Genomic DNA, 18,787 nt, shown 5'->3' with positions numbered 1-18,787 from the left:
GTTCGGCGATCAAGGCATCGCTCGCCGGCAGCGGGATCATCAGCGCCGCCTGGCGCTGCAGGAGTTCGCGCACTTCATAGATCTGGCGCACCTCGTCCGGCGACAGCCTTCTCACCATCGCGCCCTTGTTGCGCTCGCGGGTGACGACGCCGAGTTTTTCGAGCTGGTAGAGCGCCTGGCGGATGGTGTGGCGCGACACCGGGAAGCGGGAGAGCAAGACGTCCTCGACCAGCCGCGCGCCGGGCTCCAGCCGGCCGAAGATGATGTCTTCCTCAAGGGAGCGCACGATTTCGGCTTCCTTGCCGCCATAGTCTGCCGCGTTGAGCATCTTCAAGTTCTCGCGCCGTTCGGTGCGGCCACTCTAATTGCAGAGCGAGCCTTGTCGCTATTAGCAGAAAATCTAAATCATGATTATTGATAGTATTGACCGCTTCCCTTGCCCCGGCCAGGCCGATCCTGCGGCCCGATCGAAGCGCCACGGCCGCCGCGGCGCTGCTTGCGGTAACGGTTTCTTCTCTGATTTTGCCGCACAGTGGCCCGATCGAAGGGCGAAACCTGGGCATGGCTGGTAAAAAGAACCGCAATGGGGCGTTCTGGGAGTTGGCGCTTGAACGCGCGCATCTTGGCGTCTGGGATTGGGATTTGCGGAGTGGCGACTGCTTCTATTCACCAATGTGGTCGCAAATGCTCGGCTATGGCGAGGGCGAGCTTGCCATGACAAGCGATCTCTGGCTGCGGCTGACGCATCCCGACGATCGCGAGCAGGCGGTGGCCAGCGGCGAACGCCATCTCTCCGGCCAGACCGATACCATCGAGACCGAACTCCGGCTGAAACACAAATCCGGCCACTGGGTATGGGTCCTCGATCGCGGTGGGGTGGTCGAGCGCGATGCCGAAGGGCGCCCCGTGCGGATGATGGGCGTCCAGACCGACATCACCAAGCAGAAGGAGGCCGAGCACGAGCTCGAACAGGTCAATGCGCGCTTCCGCCTGGCATTGGCGGCCAGCGGCACCGGCATCTGGCACTACGATCTGGCCGCGCGCAAAAGCTACTGGGATGCCCGCACCAGGCAGATCTTCGGCTTTGTCTCGGATACCGACGAGGTGCCGCGCGACCTCTGGCACAGCTATCTGCATCCCGACGACAAGGACGACGCCGAGCGGGCCCACATGGCGCCGCTGCAGACACGCGACGTGATCGCCGTGCAATACCGCATCATCCGGCGCGACGGCGAGATCCGGCATATCGAATCCCTGTTGCGCTTCATCGCCGATGCGCAATCGTCGGGCCAGATCCTGGGTACGGTGCGCGACATCACCGAGGCGAAGCGGCGTGAACAGGACCTTGCCCATGCGGCCCACCACGACGCCTTGACCGGCCTTTTGAACCGCGTCGCCTTCGACCGCCTGCTGGCCGACGACATCGCAACGGCGCGGCAGTTTCCGCTCGCGGTCTTCTACGTCGATCTCGACTACTTCAAGGCGCTCAACGATTTCGCCGGCCACGCCGCCGGCGACCTCGCGCTGAAGAGCGTAGCGAAGGGCATTGTCGGCTGCCTGCCGCCGTCAGCGCATGCGGCGCGGCTCGGCGGCGACGAGTTCGCGCTGCTGGTGCCCGATTGCGATGTTCAGCAAGCCGAGCGGCTCGCCGGCGCCGTTCTCGCGGCGGTCCGCAACGCCAACCTCGGCTCGACGGCGACGTCGCGCAAGCTCGCCGCCAGCATCGGCATCGCCTTCGTAGCAGACCGCAACACCACCGTGGCCGACGCGCTGGCCTGCGCCGACGATGCCTGCTACGCGGCCAAGGCCGCCGGGCGCGATCGTTTTGCGGTATTTTCCACCGATGGCGCATCCGGTTCGGGCGGCCTCAACGCCGCGCGGCTGGCAGCTGACACCGTCGATGCCATGGAAGACGGCAGGCTCAAACTGTTCGGCCAGGAAATCCACCGACTCGGTCAACCCTGGGAGAAGAGCCGCCAGGTCGAAGTCCTGGCGCGGCTCGTCGGGCGCAGCGGAAGACTGATCCCCGCCGGGCGAGTTCATCCCGGCGGCGGAGCGGTTCGGCATCGCGTCCAGGCTCGATCGCTGGATCATCAGCACGGCGCTCTCGCTGCATGGTCCGGCGCTGAAGTCCGGGGCGCTCACGCTCGGCTTCAACCTGTCGGCTCAGACGCTGAGTGACCCTCGGCTTTGGGATTTCGTCGACGCCGCCATCGATGCGGCCGGCGCGCCGCATTTCGGCATCGGCTTCGAGATCACGGAGACGGCCGCCGTCACCAATTTCGGCGCCGCCGAAGAGTTCGTGCGCAAGGCGCGCGCGCGGCATTGCCGCGTCAGCCTCGACGATTTCGGGGCGGGGATGAGCTCGTTCGAATATCTCAGGCGTTTTCCCGTCGATCAGATCAAGATCGACGGCTCCTTCATCGAACACATCGCGCAAAGCCGCTTCGATCGCGAAATCGTCTCGGCCATATCGGCTATCGCAAGAAGCCTCGGCTGCTCAGTGGTGGCGGAAAAGGTCGAACGGCAGGACGCGCTGGAAATCCTCCAGGAGATGGGCGTCGCCTTCGGCCAAGGGTATTTGCTGCACCGGCCGGAGCCGCTGGAGGCGATCGTGGCGCGCGCGACCGCACAGGCGATTTCGCCGGTTGGCCGGCGAGCATAGCAGTCGCTGGCCGGGACACGCGAACTGGTCAGGGCTTTCCCGGCGGGCGATACCGGATCGACTTTGCCTTGCCAAGGGCTTGCATTGTCTCTTCGACGCTCATGAGAACGGCGGTTTCGTACGAGCTGAGCGCTCCTCCGGCACCAATGGCAAGCACCACAGATGCCATCGAAACATTGTCCGGCGCCTCCCACAGATTCCAGCCATCATGCTCGCCGAAAGCGTACCAGAAGCCGTGCAGCTTGCCGCCTGCGGACTCGATGTAGGTACGGGCTGCCTCGCGTCGGTCTTCGGGTTTTTCGATCATGCGCGCCCAGGTCTCGGGCGTATAGCTGAACCGTGAGAGATACATGGGCATGGTTGGCCTCCTGGGGCGGCCGATCCACAGCGGCTCGGCGTCGGGGGGATCGAGGGGGGGACTGGCGCCGAGCCTAACCGGTTTGGGTAGTTCACCGGCTGACGAAATATGCGCCTTTGCTAATATAAGTGCAATGCCGATGAACGTGCTCCGGGGCCGATCAAGCCGACCTGTCCGGATAGCGGTGGAACGAAGCCCCATTTTTCCCTGGACGACGAAAAACCTTTTTGCCCGACGGGCGTTGTCCCTTCGAACCAAAGGAGGCAACCGTGCTGACCAAGGCGAAAACCGACACCTGGAAGGCAAGCGAGAAGCAGCGCCGCGTGCAACGCAAGGTCGACGCCGACGACCGCGCCAGAGCGAAACCCAAACCGGATGGCGCCATGCAGGCGGGCGCCCGAACCTATCCCGAGCCGCCATTCCCCAGGCAGCATCATCCGAAACCCGGCGAGGAATGGCGGATCGAGCCGCCGCCGCTCTACGACGCGCCGTTCTGGCTCGGCTCGAAAAAACTCGACGGCAAGGTGGCGCTGATCACCGGCGGCGATTCCGGCATCGGGCGGGCCGTCGCCGTGCTGTTCGCGCGTGAAGGCGCCGATGTCGCCATCGCCTATCTCACCGAGGACCGGGACACGGAAGTGACCAAGCAGGCGGTCGAGGCCGAGGGCCGGCGCTGCCTTGCGCTGCGCGGCGACGTCGCCAGCCGCGTCTTCTGCCGCCGGGCGGTGGAGCGGACGGTCAAGCAACTGGGCCGGATCGACGTGCTGGTCAACAATGCCGCCTTCCAGGTGCATTCGGCCGATTTCGCCGATCTCACCGAGGAACATTTCGACACGACGCTGAAAACCAACCTCTACGGCTATTTCCACATGGCGCAGGAGGCCGTGGCGCATATGCGGCCCGGCTCGGCCATCATCAACACCGGTTCGGTCACCGGCATCGACGGCTCCAGGGAACTGATCGACTATTCGATGACCAAGGGCGGCATCCACGCCTTCACGCGAGCGCTGTCGGGCAACCTCATCGGCAAGGGCATCCGCGTCAACGCAGTAGCGCCGGGGCCGGTATGGACGCCGCTCAACCCGTCGGAAAAGAAGGCCGAGGACGTCTCGACATTCGGCGCCAAGACGCCGATGAAACGCCCGGCCCAGCCGGAGGAAATCGCCCCGGCCTATGTGTTTCTGGCTTCGCCGCAATGCTCCAGCTACATCACCGGCGAGATCCTGCCGATCGTGGGCGGGTATTGAGGGGGATTTCGGGTATCGGGCTAATTCTGCCGCTTGACGCTGAAAGACGCCGTCGCCTCCGCCGAGCGCTGGGCTTCGCGCATGATCTTCAGCGCTTCATCCCGGGTCAGTCCGCATTTTCGGGCGAAGTAGGCCGCCTCGTAGGCTTCCGCTGGAGAGATTGCAGAAATACCGGACAGTTCCGGTTTCGATTTTTTCTTGGCCATGCCGGCCCCGCCGACTGTGAATCATTTAGTCAGCTAACGTATCACCATTGTTTGTTAAGGCAAACCGGGTAGGGAACGCCCAGCTATTACGTCGTCTATACGGCGATCATGAGGCTCGGTTTTGCCGCACATCGACGGTGTCTGTCTCATTCAAGAGATCGCAGAGCGAAATGGCCTCGTGGTGACACAAGCCGATCAGCGCCAGCGCCGAAAACTGGGCCGGCAGATCAAGCTTTTTGTCCCACACCATCCATCTGCCGTTTGGCTCCATGATGCATTCAAAGCGCAACACACGTTCCAGCATTCGACCTCCGACGGCAACTGCCGGACTGGTACCGCGTCGAAGTAAATGAGTGGTTGCGTTTTTGAAACCTGACGTTGAATCTGGTTGATCGCGACGGCAGGCGGAAAAATCGGCGCTATCCCGCAGTGGCGCCAGCGCGCGCCACTGGTTCCCGCTCATGGGCTCGAACCACGATTCACGCCTTCAAAGGGCGCTGTCCTACCATTAGACGAAGCGGGAATAGACGAAGCGAACGCTCTCTAACACTTTCCCGTCCGCGAATGAAGCTGTCCGCGAATCAACTGCGGTTCGCGAATAGGCAGAATGAAGCGGGAAGCGGATCGGCTACCTGCCCTGCAGCATGGCGATGTAGTCGCTGTTGTCGGCGCCCCAGGAAAAAAGCGCGCGGAACTTTGTATAGGACAGGCGCCCGCCGGCCCAGGCATTGACAAAGCGGTTGCAGAGAACGCGGGGCGAACGGTCAAGGCTGACATTCATCAGTTTCGCCATCTCCTGCCGCTGGCCGAGCGGTTTCGATTGCAACCGCACGGCGCATTGGCAATGGCTTCCTGCCTGATCGCGGGCAGCCTTTCAGCGCCGCTCCGGCGGTGTTCCATTGGCCTTCGGTCATGGTGCGCCCGACAGCAATGCGGCGCCAACGAGCAAGGCGCCAAAGCGCAGTTCAAATCTCATATATCCCCCAAAATCAAGCGCAAGAGATCGGGCGCAAGCAATCAACGCAGCGGACCCAAGCAAAATTCCGTGACAGCGGCAAGACGCCTGGGGAGGCTTAAACCGCTTTATCTCTTGCAGGCGCTGCTGCAACCAGAAGACGCCTGGCGCATTCTTGGGGATGGCCTCGATGCTCCAGCCCGATACGCCGGCAAAATGCTGCTCCTACTGCGGTGGCCGCGACCATAATTACGAGGACTGCCCGAAGCGGAAGGCCGACCGCGAACGACAGAAGGAGGGGCGCCTGGAAGCGTCGGCCGTCTACCGCTTCCGCGGATGCCCCACGGCATTGGCAAACGAGATGTCGCCCTTGATCTCGCGCATGGCCATCGAGGTGATGGTGCGGCGGACGCCGGGCAGGCGGCTGAGCTCCACGCGCAGCATCCTGTCCAGCGCCATCATGTCGGCGGTGACGATCTGCAGGAGATAGTCGGCTTCGCCCGTGGTGGCATGGCAGCGGCGGATCAGCGGGTGTTTCCTGACCGCCGCCTCGAAGGCGTCGGAGACCTCGAAATCGATCGACACCTGGATGAAGGCCTCGATGCCGAAGCCGAGTTTCGCCGGATCGATGCGCGTCGAATAGCCCCTGATGATGCCGGCATCCTCCAGCGCCTTGACCCGCTTCCAGCACGGCGTCTTGCTCAGGCCGACCTCGTCGGCGAGCACGGCGAAGGAGATTCGCGCATCGCGTTCGAGCGCCGCGACGATCTTAAGGTCGAGAGCATCCAGCACCGGTCGTTCTCCAAAACTGCCATGCAATTGGACTTTCGTCCTCCATCTCCTGCTATCTGGATAACAGAATGGAACAATGTTCAAGCCGAAAACGTCTATCCTGTTGGCTCGGTTCGAACAGATGCCTGAGCCCTCAGGCCGGGCAGGGAGAAAAACCATGCACAAGCCGAACTATTACGCCCGCATCGAAGCGCCGGAGATGCGCGACTACGGCGTCTACCTCAGATGCGACAGGCTGCTGGCCTGCCAGAAGCCGCTGGCCGAGATGGTCAATGCGGATGAACTGCAGTTCCAGATCGTGCACCAGGTCGAGGAGCTGTGGATGAAGCTCATCACCTACACGCTGGTCGATGTCATCGATTTCCTCGAACGGCAGAACACGCATCGCATCGTTACGCTGATGGGGCGCGTGCATCGGCTGATGCGCATGATGACGGCGCAGCTCGATCTGCTCGAAACCATGTCGCCCAAGGAATACCAGGAGATCCGGCTGCAACTCGGCAATGGCAGCGGCCAGGAGTCGCCCGGCTTCAAGCTCCTGCTGCGCATGCCGCCGGATCTGTGGCGGGCTTTCAAGGCGTCCTATCTCGATGGCCGCGGGCTGACCGTCGAGGACGTCTACGATGGCGGCTACGATCACGGCGACTCTTACGTCGTGGCCGAGGCGCTGATCGAATTCGACGAGCTGTTCCAGAAATTCCGCGCCAACCATCTCCAACTCATCCACCGCTCGATCGGGCTGGGCTCGAAATCGCTGAAAGGCCGCCCGGTCGAACTGCTTGAGGCCGGCGCCCGCCATCGCTTCTTCCCGGAACTGTGGGACATACGCTGCGCCATGACCGACCGCTGGGGCATCGAGTATGGCACGGTGCGGGCACCGATCAGCCATCCGGAGACAAAGGCGGGGTAGGCTTGGGTTTTCCTCGCCCCGCGCGAAGCGGGGGGAGAGGTGGCCGCGCAGCGGCCGGAGAGGGGCCTTCGTAAGGCGCCAAGGCCAAATACGTCCTCAACCGCTTCATTTTGACTGCCGTCGGCGCAATCCCCCTCTCCGTCGCGGCTTCGCCGCGCCACCTCTCCCCCACTTTCGTGGGGGCGAGGAAACCCAAGTCCTGCAAAGGCTTGCCACGCCGCCCGGCAAAACTATTCCAAACTGATGTCGGAACCGCCGCGGCCTTGCCCGTCCTTGGGCGTAACCGCAGCAAACCCTGGAGGGACATCGTGGTATCAGTTCAATCGCCGTGGCAGATCGCTGCCATACTCGTCGCCCGGCTGATCTTCGCCGCCGTCTTCCTGATGGCGGTGGCCTTCAAGGTCATGGATATAGGGGCGACCGCAGGCTACATCGCCTCGGCCGGCTTTCCGTTCCCGCTGTTCCTGGCCTGGTGCGCGGCGCTGCTCGAGGTCGGGCTGGTCCTATGCTTCCTGACCGGCGCCTTCTTCACACCGGCCGCGCTTGTCGCCGGCGTCTACGTCATCTTCCTCAACTTTTCTTTCCACGGGCCGTCGCGCTGGGCCGGCAACCAGGCCGAGTTCGGCTTCTTCGTCGACCATTTCACGTTCCTCGCCGGCCTGCTGTTCGCCGCCGTGCACGGGCCGGGCAACGTGCTGGTTTCGAAGCTTGGCAGAGCGTGAGGATCCCGCGTCGGAAAGCGCCTCACATCTGGTCGTTATAGGGTTCCTTCATCTGGCCGACCATGCGCGCCAGCTTCGAGAAGGACGGCATGTCCGTTTCCGGCTGGCACTGGTTGGCCAGCTCCAGCAACCGGATCGGGAAGTTGACGGCGTCGCGGCTCGACGCCGACATACCTTCGGACCGTTCCTCGCCGGTCTCGCTGGCCTCGGCCCTGCGCAAGGCGATGTCGATCTCCTCGACCGTCAGTACGCCCTTGCGGACCAGCACCTGGTTGATCGATGCGACGGCCATCAGGAGGCCTTCGAGCTGCAGATTGGCGACGTTCATGGTTCTTGCTCCCATTGGCCAAAGCGTAGCGCTCCGCGCTTTGGCGACATGCATCAAGCACCAACGCGCGAGCGTCCTTTCCGATCCGGAATGGCGGCGCGTGGATCGAGGGCTTCGCGGACAAGCGTGCGCGGGAATAGCCCATGTTAGGAATTTTTTCTTGAAATTGGCCGCTTTGCCATTGACCTCGTGAGGGCAGCTATGCTATTGATCTAGGCATGGTGCTGATTTGCGCCAACGACCCGCCGCCCAGGCGGGTTTTTGTTTTCGGACCTTCTGCACAAGCCCTTGGCCTTTTAGGCTCCGGTCTTTTCGGTGCCGAGCAGGGCGGCCCGATGCGCAATCGCCTTCATGACCGACGTGATCAGCTGGTCGGGAAATCCTCTGGGCAAGGTGTCGATGACCGCCGCCGCTTGGCGTTGCGCATTCTCTGCGAGATCGTCGCGTAACGACAGCATCGCCGATTTGCCAATGCCGGCAAGGTCGGCCGTCTGCAGGAAATGGCGTGGCGCAATGTCGTGTACGGCGTAGTGTTTGTTCTTGCCCACCGCCATCGCCAGCTTGAATTTCTTGCGAGGGAGGTGCCGCGAAACGCTAGCCAGTCGTGCGCATACCGGAAATCGACCGCTCCAGTGGACTGACGCCGGAGCACGCCGACGAGGCGCCCGTTCAGAAGGACGCTGAGGGGCACATGCGCGCGGCGCCGTGGCATCAGAACAGGTCTTCGATATCGGCGGCACTGCCCTTGCTGCGCGGGCGCACGACCAGCTCCAGGTTGAGCGCTGAAAGCGCGGCCATCAAGGTTCGCAACTGTATGGCGGGCTCTCCGGCCTCGAGCCGTGACACCGTGCCCTGGCGCAGATGCGTCTGGTCGCCCAGATCGGACTGCGTGAGGTTGGCTTGCTTCCTGATGCGGCGAAGGATGGCGCCGAGTTGTTTTTCGCTGCGAGCGATCTGGTCGGTCATGGCAGCCTCCAACGGAACAGATGTCATGACCGAATATACGCGTTGACGTATTAAATTTCAATATACGGAGTCGCGTATCCCGCCTCTTTATACGCGATGACGTATAGCCTAAATATAGACGCGATTGCGTATAAATCTTGATCGTGCCGGCTGTCGCGCGCGGCGAACGCCGGTGCCAAAGGCGGTATCGCCAAGGGTGCGTGGCGGCGAGACGAGGGGACCGAATTCAAAACCAAATCCTGTCGCGCGGTTTGCCTCGTGAGGGCAGTTATGCTATTGATCTAGGCATGGTGCTGATTTGCGCCAACGACCCGCCGCCCAGGCGGGTTTTTGTTTCTCGCGATCTTCGAGTGAATGTGGCGTATCGACGACTTTGAATGTCGGCGCGAAGGAATGCTGTCCTTTCATCAAACTGACGACCCATTCCGCAATATCTGCGAGAAATCCCATGTCCCGCTACGCCACCATCATCATCGGCGATGACGGCCGCGAGGTCGTCAGCGCCATTGGCTTGTTCGAGGGCGTGCCGCAAGCGCGCGTCGGCCGTATCGAAGCGGTGCCGGCCGGTGTGCTGATCGGCATGGTGCGAGGCGGTCCGGTCGATGCGGTCGACGGCTTCGGCTTTCCGCAGGCGGGCGCCAGTGGCAGCATCGTTGGTCTGGTCCGGGCGAGGCTGAAAGCCTTGCCTGAGGCGGCGACGTTCGAGGCAGCACGGCGCAAGCCAAAGGCCAAGCCGACGCGCACCGGCAAGAGGGCCAAGTCGCGCAAGAAGCCAAAACGCAAGACAGCAGCGAAGGCCAATACGGCAGAGCAGCCCGAGATGCCGGCGCCCGCCGAGATTGCGGAGTAGGGCATGGCCGAGGTCACAGACGATCCGCCGGCAGCGGCGAAATCCACGGCGAAGGCCAAGCCCTTCCGGCGTCCGAAGCGGGCAAAGAAGACGCTGAGTGATGACTTCCTGGTCGCCGTGCGCGCCGATTTCCGCGCCCATGGCGCCGGCGTCATTGCCAAGGTCCGCAGCGAAAAGCCCGACCAGTATCTGAAGATCGTGCTGTCGGTGCTGCCCAAGGGTGCCGATATCGACACCAACAGTCTGGATGCATTGAGCGATGACGAAATCAGGCAGCGCATCCGCGGCCTCGAAGCCGTCCTGCGGCCGTTCCTCAGGGAAAGGCCGGGCCTCGAAAAGCTTGGTCTCAAAGAGTCCGGCAGCGGCGAAGAGGGAATATCTGAGCCTGCTCAAGGAGTTGGACCGCAGGCGCCGCACTAACCAGCTTGCGGCCTACCAACCTTACGCCAGGCAGGCCGCGTTCCATGCGGCGGGCGCGACCAATCGCGAGCGCCTGTTCATGGCCGGCAACCAGCTCGGCAAGACCAGGGCCGGCGGCGCCGAATGGGCCATGCATCTCACCGGCCGCTATCCCGCGTGGTGGCAAGGCAAGGTGTTCGACAAGGCCGTGCGGCTGTGGGCCGCCGGCGTCACCGGCGAGGGCACGCGCGACAACCCGCAACGCGTGCTGGTCGGCCCGCCGCAGCAACCGGCGGAATGGGGCACCGGCATGATCCCCGCCGACGCCATCGCCCACACCATCATGGGGCGCAATGCTCCCGGTGCGCTCGACAGCGTCGTGGTGCGCCATGGCGGTGGCGGCGATGTCCAGGCGGGCGAATCCGTGCTGTCGTTCAAAAGCTACGAGAAGGGCCGCGAGAAGTGGCAAGGCGAGACGCTGCATGGTGTGTGGTTCGACGAGGAACCGCCGCTCGACATCTATTCCGAGGGCCTGACCCGCACCAACGCCACCGGCGGGATCACCATCGTGACGTTTACGCCGCTGCTCGGCATGTCGGATGTGATGTTGTTGTTTCTGTCGGCGGAGGAGGTGGAGCGGATGGGGAAGGGGTGAGGTTTTGCCAGGTCGCGTTCCTTCGCGCCCCCTCCGTCCTGCCACCGGCAAAGTCTTTGGCCAAACAACACCCTGCGCCTCGCGCCTGCCAAACTGATTCAAGCCGGAAACCATCCATGACCCGCCACGTCACCTTCATGACCATCGACGATGCCGGGCATTATACGCCCGAGCAGCGCGCCGCGATCGTTGCCGCCTATCCCGCGCATGAGCGCGAGGCGCGCGCCAAGGGCATTCCGGTGCTGGGCTCAGGCCGCATCTTTCCGATTGCCGAAGAACTGATCGCCTGCCAGCCGTTCCGGCTGCCGCGCTATTGGCCGCGTCTCGGCGCGCTCGATTTCGGCTGGGACCATCCCTCGGCCGCGGTAGAACTCGCCTGGGATACCGAGGCCGATGTCGTCTATGTCGCGAAAGCCTGCCGCGCCTCGCAGCAGACGCCGGCCATGCAGGCGCTGACCTTGAAACCGTGGGGCGAATGGCTGCCCTGGGCCTGGCCGCGCGACGGCCGCCGCGAAACGCTGGACGGGGCGGGCGTGGCGCTCGCCAAACAATATGCCGCGCACGGGCTGAACATGCTTTCCCGCCATGCGCAATTCGCCGACGGCTCCGTCTCGGTCGAGGCCGGGCTGATGGAAATGCTCGACCGCATGCAATCCGGCCGCTTCAAGGTGTTCTCGACGCTTCTGCCCTGGTTCGAGGAGTTTCGGCTCTACCATCGCAAGGACGGCCAGGTGGTGAAGCTGCGCGACGATCTGATGGCCGCGACGCGATACGGCGTGATGATGCTGAGGGAGGCGGTGGTCGATCCGGCGGAGTTTCGGGCTGGGCGCAAACGATCGGCGGGGCAGAGCGATCCGCTGGCGGCGTTTCGGTAGGGGCGGGACGCGTCCCGCAACGCCGGCAACTCCACGGTCTCTTCAAAAATCTTCGCTCCGACAATGCCCGCGAATACGGCGGCCAGCATGCAATGCGACCGGCCATGCCGTGATCTCCGACAGAGCGACCGCCTTTGTTCAGAACCAGTTGGGCAGGAAACAATCATATGGCGACGATACCTCTCCAACTGGCGCAGCGCCGGCTCGATACCGGCAACGCGGTGCAATATCCGCAGGGATCGCCAATCGGCGGCGCCATGCAAGACCTGGGCGGCGAGCTTTCAGCCGTAGCCGAGCGCTTTCAGCAGCGCAAAGAGCAGCAGGAGGCGTTTGACGCCGAAATTGCCCGCCGCCAGATGATGGACCAGATCGTCCAAGCCGAGGCCGATGTGGCGGCCAACGCAGCGCCCGATGGCGCCGGCCTGCATGACGCCATGTACGGCCAGGTCGATCCGCGCAGCAGCCAAATGGTGAAGCCCGGCCTGTTCGACACGCTGTTCGACGATGTCCTGCCGAAAATACCCGAAAGCCAGCGCGCCGATTTCGCCAGGCGGAAGGAGACAATCCGCGCGGCGGGTTCCGAGCGCATGGCGGCGCGGCAGATCCAGCAACGGCAGCAGTATGAGCAGGACCAGTGGTCCGAGGTCCAGCGCGCTGAACTCGACGCTATCGCTCAGAGCCATCCGAACGACACTCTCGCTTTCAATGCCGCCCGCCAGCGCGGCCTCGATGTCCTGAACAAGATGGGTCTCGATCCACGGGGCAAGTTGCAGGCTGAAGCCGCCTGGCGCGAAAGCACGGCAAAGACGCGGATCGAGTCTTTGATAGCCGAAAACCCGATCAAGGCCCTCAACCAAAAGGCTCACACCAGATGAACGGGTGGGACAAGCATTTCAGGATGACTTGCCGACCGACGCTCTGCTTGCCGATCTCTCACCCAGTGCTGTTGATGACCTTGTCCAAGCGGCGCACGCCGCAAATGCGGAAAGTCTAGTCAACGCCGGCGTCAACGTCGACATTGCGTCCCAGAACGCGCGAGCAGCCGTCGCCGATAGGGCTACCTATTCCGGCGGCAGGCCTGGTCCCGAGCAGTTCGCTGCCGTCTTTGGTGTTGAAGAGGCTGGAAAGCAGTTCGAGACATTTAAAGGGGAGGCTGGCAACTTCGGCGCGGACCTTCTCGCCGCCAAAGGTAATCGCAAGAAATTTGTTAACGCCTTCTATCAAGCTGGCAAGAGTGCGGGCCTGACCGACACGCAAGCCCGCCTGATGGCCGCTCAGGCAGCGCACGAAAGCGGCAGCGGCAAGCATGCCCCTGGCTTCAACTATTTTGGCATCAAAGCTGGGAAATCGTGGAAAGGTGAGACGCAACGCCTTTGGACGCATGAGGAAATCAATGGTCGCAGTGTGAGAGTTAAACAAGTTTTTCGCAAATACGCCACTCCTGACGAAGGCATTCGCGATCGCATCGCCTTCATGCAACGCAGATTCGGCAAGGCTAACGACGCCACGGACATCGACAGCGCCCTTGCCGAACTTCAGCATGGCAAGTTCGGGGCGTATGCAACCGATTCAAACTACGCCGGGAAGCTTCGACCTTATCTGAAGGAATTACGGTGAGGCCTCACAGTACCACTCGCCAGCAAACGCCGCAAAGTGGCTGCTTAGAGCGCACAAGCGAATTGCTTTCGGAGGTTTAGGCGCCGAAGTGATAGATCCGCGGATCACCGATTTTTTCGGAATGACCGGGCGATGCGCTCGGCAATTGGCCCAAACATCGCCTGTTCTTCCTTGTCCCAATGCATATCAAAACAGGTGACGATAACGTGTTTTTGACACATGCCATAGAAGATTCCTGTGCCATCTGCCGAGGTGCCGGAAATCGCGGCAAACGATGGCTTGTCAAGCTTATATGTCACCTTTTCAGTATCTCCTACGAGCTCCTCCTCGAGGTACTCGAACGGGCGCTTGTTAGTGGTATCGGCTCGGTACTGACGAAGCTGGACGCCCGGATACTGCTTCGGTTCAAACGCTGTGCCGAAGTTTTCAGCGAATCCACCAAGCAATCGAGCATCGCCGTCAGCAAAGAAAACGGGAATCTCGATTTCGCTTCCGCCACTGATGGAAACGGTCCATTCGCTGGCTTTCCCGGCGACGGCAAGCGGCGCCGACAACATCAATAGGCCAAGTGCAAAGCCAACTGCTCTCATGAGAAAAGGATCGCCTCTTTATTAGGCAGCGTTACGTATGAAACCACTCATCACCCCTTCAACTACAGCGCGCAGCCAACATCAACAAAATTGAGTAGCGCTTCGACGCCTTCATCGTCGCGGAGGTATAGAATGGTTTCAGCGGGCCGCCAATTAAAGTTCTTGACTGTATCCGGGCCTACCGCAAACATATAGGAAGACATCGGACCACAGATAAAAATCCGTGGTCGCCTTCTTCCGTCACCAGCTCCGCCGCCGTGGCCGGCTGCAAACGATTCTTACCTTTCGTGAAAGCGGCTTTGCCGGAGCCGTGTCGGTTACCGTCACGACGATCCCCGACTCGAGTTCCTTGAAGAGTACGCCCTTTGCGCAGCTACGACAGAGTTTCCGACTGATCCAGGTCGTCCGGCTGTGCCTGGCCAAATGGCAAGGCGAACACCGCCACCGCGGCGAGAATGAGCGACCTCAATGATACCTCCTATGGTTGTATTTTGATACTATAGCGTCAGTTCGGTTGCGGCAAGCTCTGCGGAAGCGGCAACGGCATTTTTCGACAACTGCGATGGCAGGATCCCGAGGGTCTCCGCGGCGTCGCCTCGCACCGGGATGACGAAGGATACGCATGACGCTTCGCATCATCCCCGCCACGCTGCGCGACCTCTCCTACATCGCCGCCAACCTCCGCCCCGAGGACTGGACCGAGATCGACTGCCAGCTTGACCAGTGGTCGCCGGCACAGCTGGCGCTGACGGCGCTGCATGGGTTTGCCTATGTCGCCGATCTCGATGGCAATCCCGAGGCCGGCTTCGGCGCCGCCGAGCAGCGCGGCGGGTTGTGGATCGCCTGGAGCTGGGGCACGCGCCGCATGAGGCGCTGCGTGCCAGGGATCACGCGCTTCTTTCACGAGGTGCTCGGGCCGCAGGTTGCGGCGCGGGGAGCCTGGCGGGTCGAGGCGCGGGCGCTGGCCGCCAATGAACTGGCGCTGCGCTGGCTCGGCCGGCTGGGCGCGACTGAACGCTGCCGTCTGCCTGGATATGGCCGCAACGGCGAAACCTTCATCCTCTTCGACTGGACAAGAGAAAGCTGGAACCATGTGCCTGTTTCAAAAACCACCCGCCTTGAAGCCACTGCCACCGACACCGACCATTGCCGACAAGGACGTGCAGGCGCGCGAGGCAGCGCTTCGGGCTGAGCTCGAGCAACGCCAGGGAACTGCCGGGACGGTGAAGACCGACCTCGCGCCCGGCGATCTCACCGGCCGGCGCCGCGTGCTCTTGGGGGTGTGACATGGGCGCGATGAAACGGGTGTTCAGGAACCGGGGCGGTTGGCCCTGGTGGTACTGGCGGCGGCTGGCGAGGCTGGTGAAGCGGCGGCAGGGGTAGCGCCAAGCAGACCCCCCTCTGTCCTGCCGGACATCTCCCCGCAAGTCCCTCAAGGGGAGATTGGCAGTTTCTACCTTTTGCAAAAGCAGACGCGACATCCGATCTCCCCCCTTGAGGGCCCTTGAGGGGGAGATGGCCGGCAGGACAGAGAGGGGTGTTCAAGCACCGGCGTTTCTCCGGGTCTCATCTTTCCGCGCGAACGCCCAGACCATCAGCGGGTATTCCTCGTCATTGCTCAAATCGCGCCACAGGCCGTAAGCCCGCACGGGGCCGCCGATATGGGCCCTGGCGCAGGCTTTGTTGCCCCAGCCGAACACTTCTATGTCGGCCTCGGCGAAGCCGCCTTCGACCAGCACCTGCTTCAGGCCGGCGGGGGTCCAGCGGTTATAGTCGTGCGGCCTGGCATGGACCCGAAACAGGAATGGGGTGGCCACCATCGCCCAACCGCCGGGCTGGGTCATGGCGTGGATATTCCGCGCCGCCGCCAGCGGCCGCTGGACGTGCTCCAGCACCTGGTCGGCGATGACGATTTGATATTGCCTCTCGGTGCGGTCCTTGCAGATGTCGAAATCGGGGAAGTCGACCGAGGTGTAATTGGAGCACATCGTCTTCCAGTAGCGGTTCCAGCCGGGCGAGACCTCGATCACCGGCGAGGACTTGCGATTGTCCACTTCCAGAAACGCGGTGAACGCCTCGATCTGCCTGATGCGCAACCAGTTGCGGGAATCATAGCCGATCAGCCGCTTTGCAACCTGCTTGCTCCGCCGCTTGAGGGCGCCGGGAAGGCTTTCCGTCATTGCCACATTGGCCTCCTGCAAAGGCCCGCCGCATCGCCTCCTTAACATCGCAAAGCGCAAGAAATTTGACCGCTCGCGCGCAAGTGACGAAGAAAGATTGCCATGACCAGCGATTCCCGTGCCCGCGATATCCTGTCACGACAGGCCGAATTCGAGAGCGAGCGCAGCCAGTACGAACATGTCTGGGAGGCCGTGTCCGAATTCTGCGACCCCGACGCCCCCGATGTCTGGAGCGGCCGCCGCGCCGGTGGCCAGGATTCGCAGGCCGAACGGCAGGAGCGGCGCGGCGCTCGCGTCTATGCCAACACCATCAATTCGGCCGCCAACCGACTGGCCGCGGGGCTGGAAAGCCTGATCATTCCGCAGTCGGAGAAATGGCATGGGCTGACCACCGCCGAAATGAACGACGAGGAGAGCGACGAGGAAAAGGAATGGGCCGAAAGCCTGCGCGATTTCCTGTTTGCGCTGCGCTACTCCGCCAATTCGAACTTCGTGCCGGCGACGCAGGCCTGCCTGCGCAATGTCGTGCGCTACGGCCCGGCCTATCTCTATGCCGAGGAGGGGTTCGGCGGCACGCTGATCCGCTATGCCTCGATCCCCGTGGTGGAGGGTTATCTGTCGCGCAACCGCTGGGGCCAGGTCGATATTTTTCATCGCCGCTACGAGCGCACCGCGCGGCAGGCGGCGCAATTGCTCGGCTATGAGAAGCTGCCGGCGCGGATCAAGATGCTGGTCGACGATCCCGCCAAATGCGAGACCAAGATCTCGCTGATCCAGTGCATCCAGCCACGTGACGAGCGCAGGATGTATAGGCTGGGCGGCGCCTACCAATATCTCGACACGGCCTTCGCTTCCTACCACGTCATCGAGGACGAGGAGGTCATCGTCAGGGAAAGCGGGTTCCGCTCCTTCCCGGTGTCAAGCTTCAACTGGCGCCGTTACGAGGGCGACCCCTATGGCATCTCACCGACCATCGAGGCGCTGACCACGGTGCGCGAGGAAAACGCCGTGCGCCGCTCGGGGCTGAGGGCGCTGCAGCAGGTCACCGATCCGGCGACCGCCTCGAAGGCGAGGCTCGACTATGTGCCGGTGCTCAATCCCGGCGAGAATTATCCCGGCCTGATCGACGACAATGGCCGGCCGCTGATCGCGCCGATCGCCACCGGGCAGAACCCGACCTATGCGTTCAACTACGCGGAAAGCCGGGCCGAGGAGATCCGCGACATGATGTTCGTCAACCTGTTCCAGACGCTGGTGCAGAACCCGCAGATGACGGCGACCGAAGCGCTGATCCGGCAGGAGGAAAAGGGCGCATTGCTCGGGCCTTCCGGCTCGATCATCCAGGCGGGGTTTGCCAGCAATCTCGACCGCGAGCTCGGCATTCTCGAGGACAAGGGGCTTTACGACGAGGACAGCCGCTTCCTGCCGCCGGCGAGCCTGGCCGGCAAGGCGGTGCGGCCGACCTTTACCGGCCCGCTCGACGTGCTGCGCCGTTCGGCCGAGGCCCGCGACACCATCCAGGTGGTGACCACGGCCATGCAGATGGCGCAGTTCGATCCGGGCATCATGGACAATATCGACGGCGACGAGGCGATCAAGATCGTGCAAAGCGCCGGCCGCAGTCCGCAGCGCATTTTCCGCCGCAAGGAGGAGGTCGACGGTCTGCGCGATGCCCGCGCCAAGGCGCAGCAAGCACAGGCCGGCATAGCGGCGATCGCCACCGCAGGGAAGGCTGCCAAGGACGCGGTGCCGGCGGCCGTGCAGGCGCGCGACAGCGGCTTGCTCGACGGCCTGCAAGGCATGCTGCAGGGCGGGCAGGCCGGGGCTGAGATGCCGGGCGGTCCGGCTGGGCCGGGCGCCAGCGCATGAGCCGCAAACGCTTTGCCCATTCCGGGCAGGCCGGCGGTCCGGCCAAGGCGCGCGATGCCCTGGCAAAGGCCTATCTCAGGGTGTTTTCCGGCCAGGACGGCGAGATGGTGCTGGCCGACCTCGCCGCAACGACAGGCTATTACCGCCGCCCGTCCTATGGCGAATGGATGGCCAGAACCAGGACCCCGAACGGCTTCGAACTGCACAGCGCCTTGAGCAATGCCCGTGCCGAAGTGGTGCAGCACATTATGGGGTTTTTGACGCTGGACGAGGCGCAGCTTGCGGCGCTGGAGAAGGCGGCGCGGGCGGAGGGCTAGGGACTTCAGGAGCGCCGGCCTCACCGTGGTCACGGCCCGCTCCGGCCAATCATTCATGCGAGTCCGCGAACGCGCCCAGCTCACAACAGGGTCGCTGAAGGCCAAGCCCTATTTGGCCAACGGCGCCGTCATTGGCGATCTCCCCAAAATTCATGACCCCGGCGAAGGCGGCGGATCGCCGGCGCAGCGCAGAGCCGCGATCTCCGGCGTGGCGCCACGGCAGGGAACAATTACATGGCGACCATTCCTCTCCAACTGGCCCGGCGCCGGCTCGATACCGGCACTT

General features: G+C 63.1%; 24 protein-coding genes, 1 tRNA gene and 1 pseudogene. 14 read left to right on the top strand and 12 right to left on the bottom strand.

From position 1 onward, the window contains the following. Positions 1-328 (bottom strand): GntR family transcriptional regulator (locus MESS2_RS23105; RefSeq protein ID WP_040593837.1); only part of this gene is annotated, 328 nt, incomplete at its 3' end. Positions 329-561: 233 nt separating this feature from the next. Here MESS2_RS23105 and MESS2_RS23100 point away from each other — a divergent pair. After that, positions 562-2,181 carry a diguanylate cyclase domain-containing protein gene (locus MESS2_RS23100; protein ID WP_244440059.1) on the top strand — a complete coding sequence of 540 codons (1,620 nt, stop codon included), beginning with the start codon at positions 562-564 and terminating at the stop codon, positions 2,179-2,181. Beyond that, positions 2,066-2,665 carry an EAL domain-containing protein gene (locus MESS2_RS33530; RefSeq protein ID WP_244440060.1) on the top strand — a complete coding sequence of 200 codons (600 nt, stop codon included), beginning with the start codon at positions 2,066-2,068 and terminating at the stop codon, positions 2,663-2,665. Before MESS2_RS23100 ends, MESS2_RS33530 begins: the two co-directional genes overlap by 116 nt. 28 nt (positions 2,666-2,693) lie before the next feature. Here the strand turns inward: MESS2_RS33530 and MESS2_RS23095 are convergent, their stop codons facing one another. After that, a complete protein-coding gene (locus MESS2_RS23095; protein WP_008876902.1) occupies positions 2,694-3,023 on the bottom strand; it encodes a GYD domain-containing protein in 330 nt (109 codons plus the stop codon). A 269-nt stretch (positions 3,024-3,292) separates the two neighbouring features. On the opposite strand from MESS2_RS23095, the gene MESS2_RS23090 reads away from it, so the two are divergent. Continuing rightward, complete coding sequence (locus MESS2_RS23090; RefSeq protein WP_008876901.1) at positions 3,293-4,270, top strand: SDR family oxidoreductase; 978 nt, start codon at positions 3,293-3,295, stop codon at positions 4,268-4,270. A gap of 20 nt (positions 4,271-4,290) precedes the next feature. Here MESS2_RS23090 and MESS2_RS23085 read toward each other — a convergent pair whose 3' ends face one another. From MESS2_RS23085 to MESS2_RS23065, 5 genes are all read right to left on the bottom strand, one after another. Continuing rightward, positions 4,291-4,476: a hypothetical protein gene (locus MESS2_RS23085; RefSeq protein WP_008876900.1), complete on the bottom strand. Its 186-nt coding sequence runs from the start codon at positions 4,474-4,476 to the stop codon at positions 4,291-4,293. Between the two features lie 106 nt (positions 4,477-4,582). Beyond that, positions 4,583-4,780 carry a hypothetical protein gene (locus MESS2_RS23080; protein ID WP_008876899.1) on the bottom strand — a complete coding sequence of 66 codons (198 nt, stop codon included), beginning with the start codon at positions 4,778-4,780 and terminating at the stop codon, positions 4,583-4,585. A gap of 145 nt (positions 4,781-4,925) precedes the next feature. Further along, positions 4,926-4,999: transfer RNA gene (locus tag MESS2_RS23075), tRNA-Gln, on the bottom strand. A 105-nt stretch (positions 5,000-5,104) separates the two neighbouring features. Further along, positions 5,105-5,257 carry a hypothetical protein gene (locus MESS2_RS23070; RefSeq protein ID WP_008876898.1) on the bottom strand — a complete coding sequence of 51 codons (153 nt, stop codon included), beginning with the start codon at positions 5,255-5,257 and terminating at the stop codon, positions 5,105-5,107. A gap of 495 nt (positions 5,258-5,752) precedes the next feature. Next, complete coding sequence (locus tag MESS2_RS23065) at positions 5,753-6,223, bottom strand: Lrp/AsnC family transcriptional regulator (protein WP_008876897.1); 471 nt, start codon at positions 6,221-6,223, stop codon at positions 5,753-5,755. A gap of 157 nt (positions 6,224-6,380) precedes the next feature. On the opposite strand from MESS2_RS23065, the gene MESS2_RS23060 reads away from it, so the two are divergent. Together MESS2_RS23060 and MESS2_RS23055 are read left to right on the top strand one after the other, a co-directional pair. Then, the gene (locus MESS2_RS23060) at positions 6,381-7,133 is read left to right on the top strand and encodes a tryptophan 2,3-dioxygenase family protein (protein WP_008876896.1); all 753 of its coding nucleotides are present in this window, start codon (positions 6,381-6,383) and stop codon (positions 7,131-7,133) included. Positions 7,134-7,441: 308 nt separating this feature from the next. Further along, positions 7,442-7,855 (top strand): DoxX family protein, encoded by a 414-nt coding sequence (locus MESS2_RS23055; RefSeq protein ID WP_008876895.1) that lies wholly within the window; start codon positions 7,442-7,444, stop codon positions 7,853-7,855. A gap of 22 nt (positions 7,856-7,877) precedes the next feature. Here MESS2_RS23055 and MESS2_RS23050 read toward each other — a convergent pair whose 3' ends face one another. The 3 genes from MESS2_RS23050 to MESS2_RS23040 all read right to left on the bottom strand — a co-directional run bounded on the left by MESS2_RS23050 (position 7,878) and on the right by MESS2_RS23040 (position 9,149). Next, complete coding sequence (locus tag MESS2_RS23050) at positions 7,878-8,183, bottom strand: hypothetical protein (protein ID WP_008876894.1); 306 nt, start codon at positions 8,181-8,183, stop codon at positions 7,878-7,880. A 296-nt stretch (positions 8,184-8,479) separates the two neighbouring features. Further along, positions 8,480-8,731: a hypothetical protein gene (locus MESS2_RS33070; protein WP_209436129.1), complete on the bottom strand. Its 252-nt coding sequence runs from the start codon at positions 8,729-8,731 to the stop codon at positions 8,480-8,482. A gap of 163 nt (positions 8,732-8,894) precedes the next feature. Next, positions 8,895-9,149, bottom strand: coding sequence for a helix-turn-helix domain-containing protein (locus MESS2_RS23040; protein ID WP_008876892.1), 255 nt, complete (start codon positions 9,147-9,149; stop codon positions 8,895-8,897). Positions 9,150-9,597: 448 nt separating this feature from the next. Here MESS2_RS23040 and MESS2_RS23035 point away from each other — a divergent pair, with 448 nt between their 5' ends. The 5 genes and pseudogenes from MESS2_RS23035 (at position 9,598) to MESS2_RS30295 (ending at position 13,545) form a co-directional block, all read left to right on the top strand. Further along, positions 9,598-9,999, top strand: a complete 402-nt coding sequence (locus tag MESS2_RS23035; RefSeq protein WP_008876890.1) for a hypothetical protein — start codon at positions 9,598-9,600, stop codon at positions 9,997-9,999. 3 nt (positions 10,000-10,002) lie between these two features. Next, positions 10,003-10,419, top strand: a complete 417-nt coding sequence (locus MESS2_RS23030; protein ID WP_008876889.1) for a hypothetical protein — start codon at positions 10,003-10,005, stop codon at positions 10,417-10,419. Further along, positions 10,340-11,928 (top strand): annotated as a pseudogene (locus MESS2_RS34175) (terminase large subunit domain-containing protein). Before MESS2_RS23030 ends, MESS2_RS34175 begins: the two are co-directional and overlap by 80 nt. Positions 11,929-12,095: 167 nt before the next feature. Continuing rightward, positions 12,096-12,803: a hypothetical protein gene (locus MESS2_RS23015; protein WP_008876886.1), complete on the top strand. Its 708-nt coding sequence runs from the start codon at positions 12,096-12,098 to the stop codon at positions 12,801-12,803. Between the two features lie 28 nt (positions 12,804-12,831). Further along, the gene (locus tag MESS2_RS30295) at positions 12,832-13,545 is read left to right on the top strand and encodes a glycoside hydrolase family 73 protein (protein ID WP_051069153.1); all 714 of its coding nucleotides are present in this window, start codon (positions 12,832-12,834) and stop codon (positions 13,543-13,545) included. A 104-nt stretch (positions 13,546-13,649) separates the two neighbouring features. Here the strand turns inward: MESS2_RS30295 and MESS2_RS23005 are convergent, their stop codons facing one another. Then, entirely contained in the window at positions 13,650-14,135 is a 486-nt protein-coding gene (locus MESS2_RS23005) for a hypothetical protein (protein WP_008876884.1), read from the bottom strand. 622 nt (positions 14,136-14,757) lie between these two features. Here MESS2_RS23005 and MESS2_RS22995 point away from each other — a divergent pair. After that, entirely contained in the window at positions 14,758-15,327 is a 570-nt protein-coding gene (locus tag MESS2_RS22995) for a hypothetical protein (RefSeq protein ID WP_008876881.1), read from the top strand. 349 nt (positions 15,328-15,676) lie between these two features. Here the strand turns inward: MESS2_RS22995 and MESS2_RS22990 are convergent, their stop codons facing one another. Next, positions 15,677-16,315, bottom strand: a complete 639-nt coding sequence (locus MESS2_RS22990) for a methyltransferase domain-containing protein (protein WP_040593827.1) — start codon at positions 16,313-16,315, stop codon at positions 15,677-15,679. A 102-nt stretch (positions 16,316-16,417) separates the two neighbouring features. Here MESS2_RS22990 and MESS2_RS22985 point away from each other — a divergent pair, with 102 nt between their 5' ends. The 3 genes from MESS2_RS22985 to MESS2_RS33065 all read left to right on the top strand — a co-directional run. Next, positions 16,418-18,184, top strand: a complete 1,767-nt coding sequence (locus MESS2_RS22985) for a portal protein (protein WP_008876877.1) — start codon at positions 16,418-16,420, stop codon at positions 18,182-18,184. Further along, the gene (locus MESS2_RS22980; RefSeq protein ID WP_008876876.1) at positions 18,181-18,501 is read left to right on the top strand and encodes a Bbp19 family protein; all 321 of its coding nucleotides are present in this window, start codon (positions 18,181-18,183) and stop codon (positions 18,499-18,501) included. The genes MESS2_RS22985 and MESS2_RS22980 overlap by 4 nt, the downstream gene beginning before the upstream one ends. A 55-nt stretch (positions 18,502-18,556) precedes the next feature. Further along, on the top strand, positions 18,557-18,787 hold a 231-nt coding region (locus MESS2_RS33065; RefSeq protein ID WP_209436128.1), incomplete at its 3' end, for a hypothetical protein.

Source organism: Mesorhizobium metallidurans STM 2683 (assembly GCF_000350085.1).
GTDB classification, from domain to species: Bacteria; Pseudomonadota; Alphaproteobacteria; order Rhizobiales; family Rhizobiaceae; genus Mesorhizobium; species Mesorhizobium metallidurans.
The sequence above is the reverse complement of the archived record's forward strand: the minus strand, read 5'-3'. Positions and strand labels throughout refer to the sequence as shown.

What these genes read in the sequence shown, in the direction of transcription:
- MESS2_RS23030 (WP_008876889.1), top strand. Translation starts at nt 10,003, where the DNA reads ATGGCCGAGGTCACAGACGATCCGCCGGCAGCGGCGAAATCCACGGCG.
- MESS2_RS23060 (WP_008876896.1), top strand. Translation starts at nt 6,381, where the DNA reads ATGCACAAGCCGAACTATTACGCCCGCATCGAAGCGCCGGAGATGCGC.
- MESS2_RS23005 (WP_008876884.1), bottom strand. Translation starts at nt 14,135, where the DNA reads ATGAGAGCAGTTGGCTTTGCACTTGGCCTATTGATGTTGTCGGCGCCG.
- MESS2_RS23035 (WP_008876890.1), top strand. Translation starts at nt 9,598, where the DNA reads ATGTCCCGCTACGCCACCATCATCATCGGCGATGACGGCCGCGAGGTC.
- MESS2_RS22980 (WP_008876876.1), top strand. Translation starts at nt 18,181, where the DNA reads ATGAGCCGCAAACGCTTTGCCCATTCCGGGCAGGCCGGCGGTCCGGCC.
- MESS2_RS22990 (WP_040593827.1), bottom strand. Translation starts at nt 16,315, where the DNA reads ATGACGGAAAGCCTTCCCGGCGCCCTCAAGCGGCGGAGCAAGCAGGTT.
- MESS2_RS23080 (WP_008876899.1), bottom strand. Translation starts at nt 4,780, where the DNA reads ATGCTGGAACGTGTGTTGCGCTTTGAATGCATCATGGAGCCAAACGGC.
- MESS2_RS23070 (WP_008876898.1), bottom strand. Translation starts at nt 5,257, where the DNA reads ATGAATGTCAGCCTTGACCGTTCGCCCCGCGTTCTCTGCAACCGCTTT.
- MESS2_RS22985 (WP_008876877.1), top strand. Translation starts at nt 16,418, where the DNA reads ATGACCAGCGATTCCCGTGCCCGCGATATCCTGTCACGACAGGCCGAA.
- MESS2_RS23015 (WP_008876886.1), top strand. Translation starts at nt 12,096, where the DNA reads ATGGCGACGATACCTCTCCAACTGGCGCAGCGCCGGCTCGATACCGGC.
- MESS2_RS23100 (WP_244440059.1), top strand. Translation starts at nt 562, where the DNA reads ATGGCTGGTAAAAAGAACCGCAATGGGGCGTTCTGGGAGTTGGCGCTT.
- MESS2_RS23050 (WP_008876894.1), bottom strand. Translation starts at nt 8,183, where the DNA reads ATGAACGTCGCCAATCTGCAGCTCGAAGGCCTCCTGATGGCCGTCGCA.
- MESS2_RS22995 (WP_008876881.1), top strand. Translation starts at nt 14,758, where the DNA reads ATGACGCTTCGCATCATCCCCGCCACGCTGCGCGACCTCTCCTACATC.
- MESS2_RS23095 (WP_008876902.1), bottom strand. Translation starts at nt 3,023, where the DNA reads ATGCCCATGTATCTCTCACGGTTCAGCTATACGCCCGAGACCTGGGCG.
- MESS2_RS23040 (WP_008876892.1), bottom strand. Translation starts at nt 9,149, where the DNA reads ATGACCGACCAGATCGCTCGCAGCGAAAAACAACTCGGCGCCATCCTT.
- MESS2_RS23085 (WP_008876900.1), bottom strand. Translation starts at nt 4,476, where the DNA reads ATGGCCAAGAAAAAATCGAAACCGGAACTGTCCGGTATTTCTGCAATC.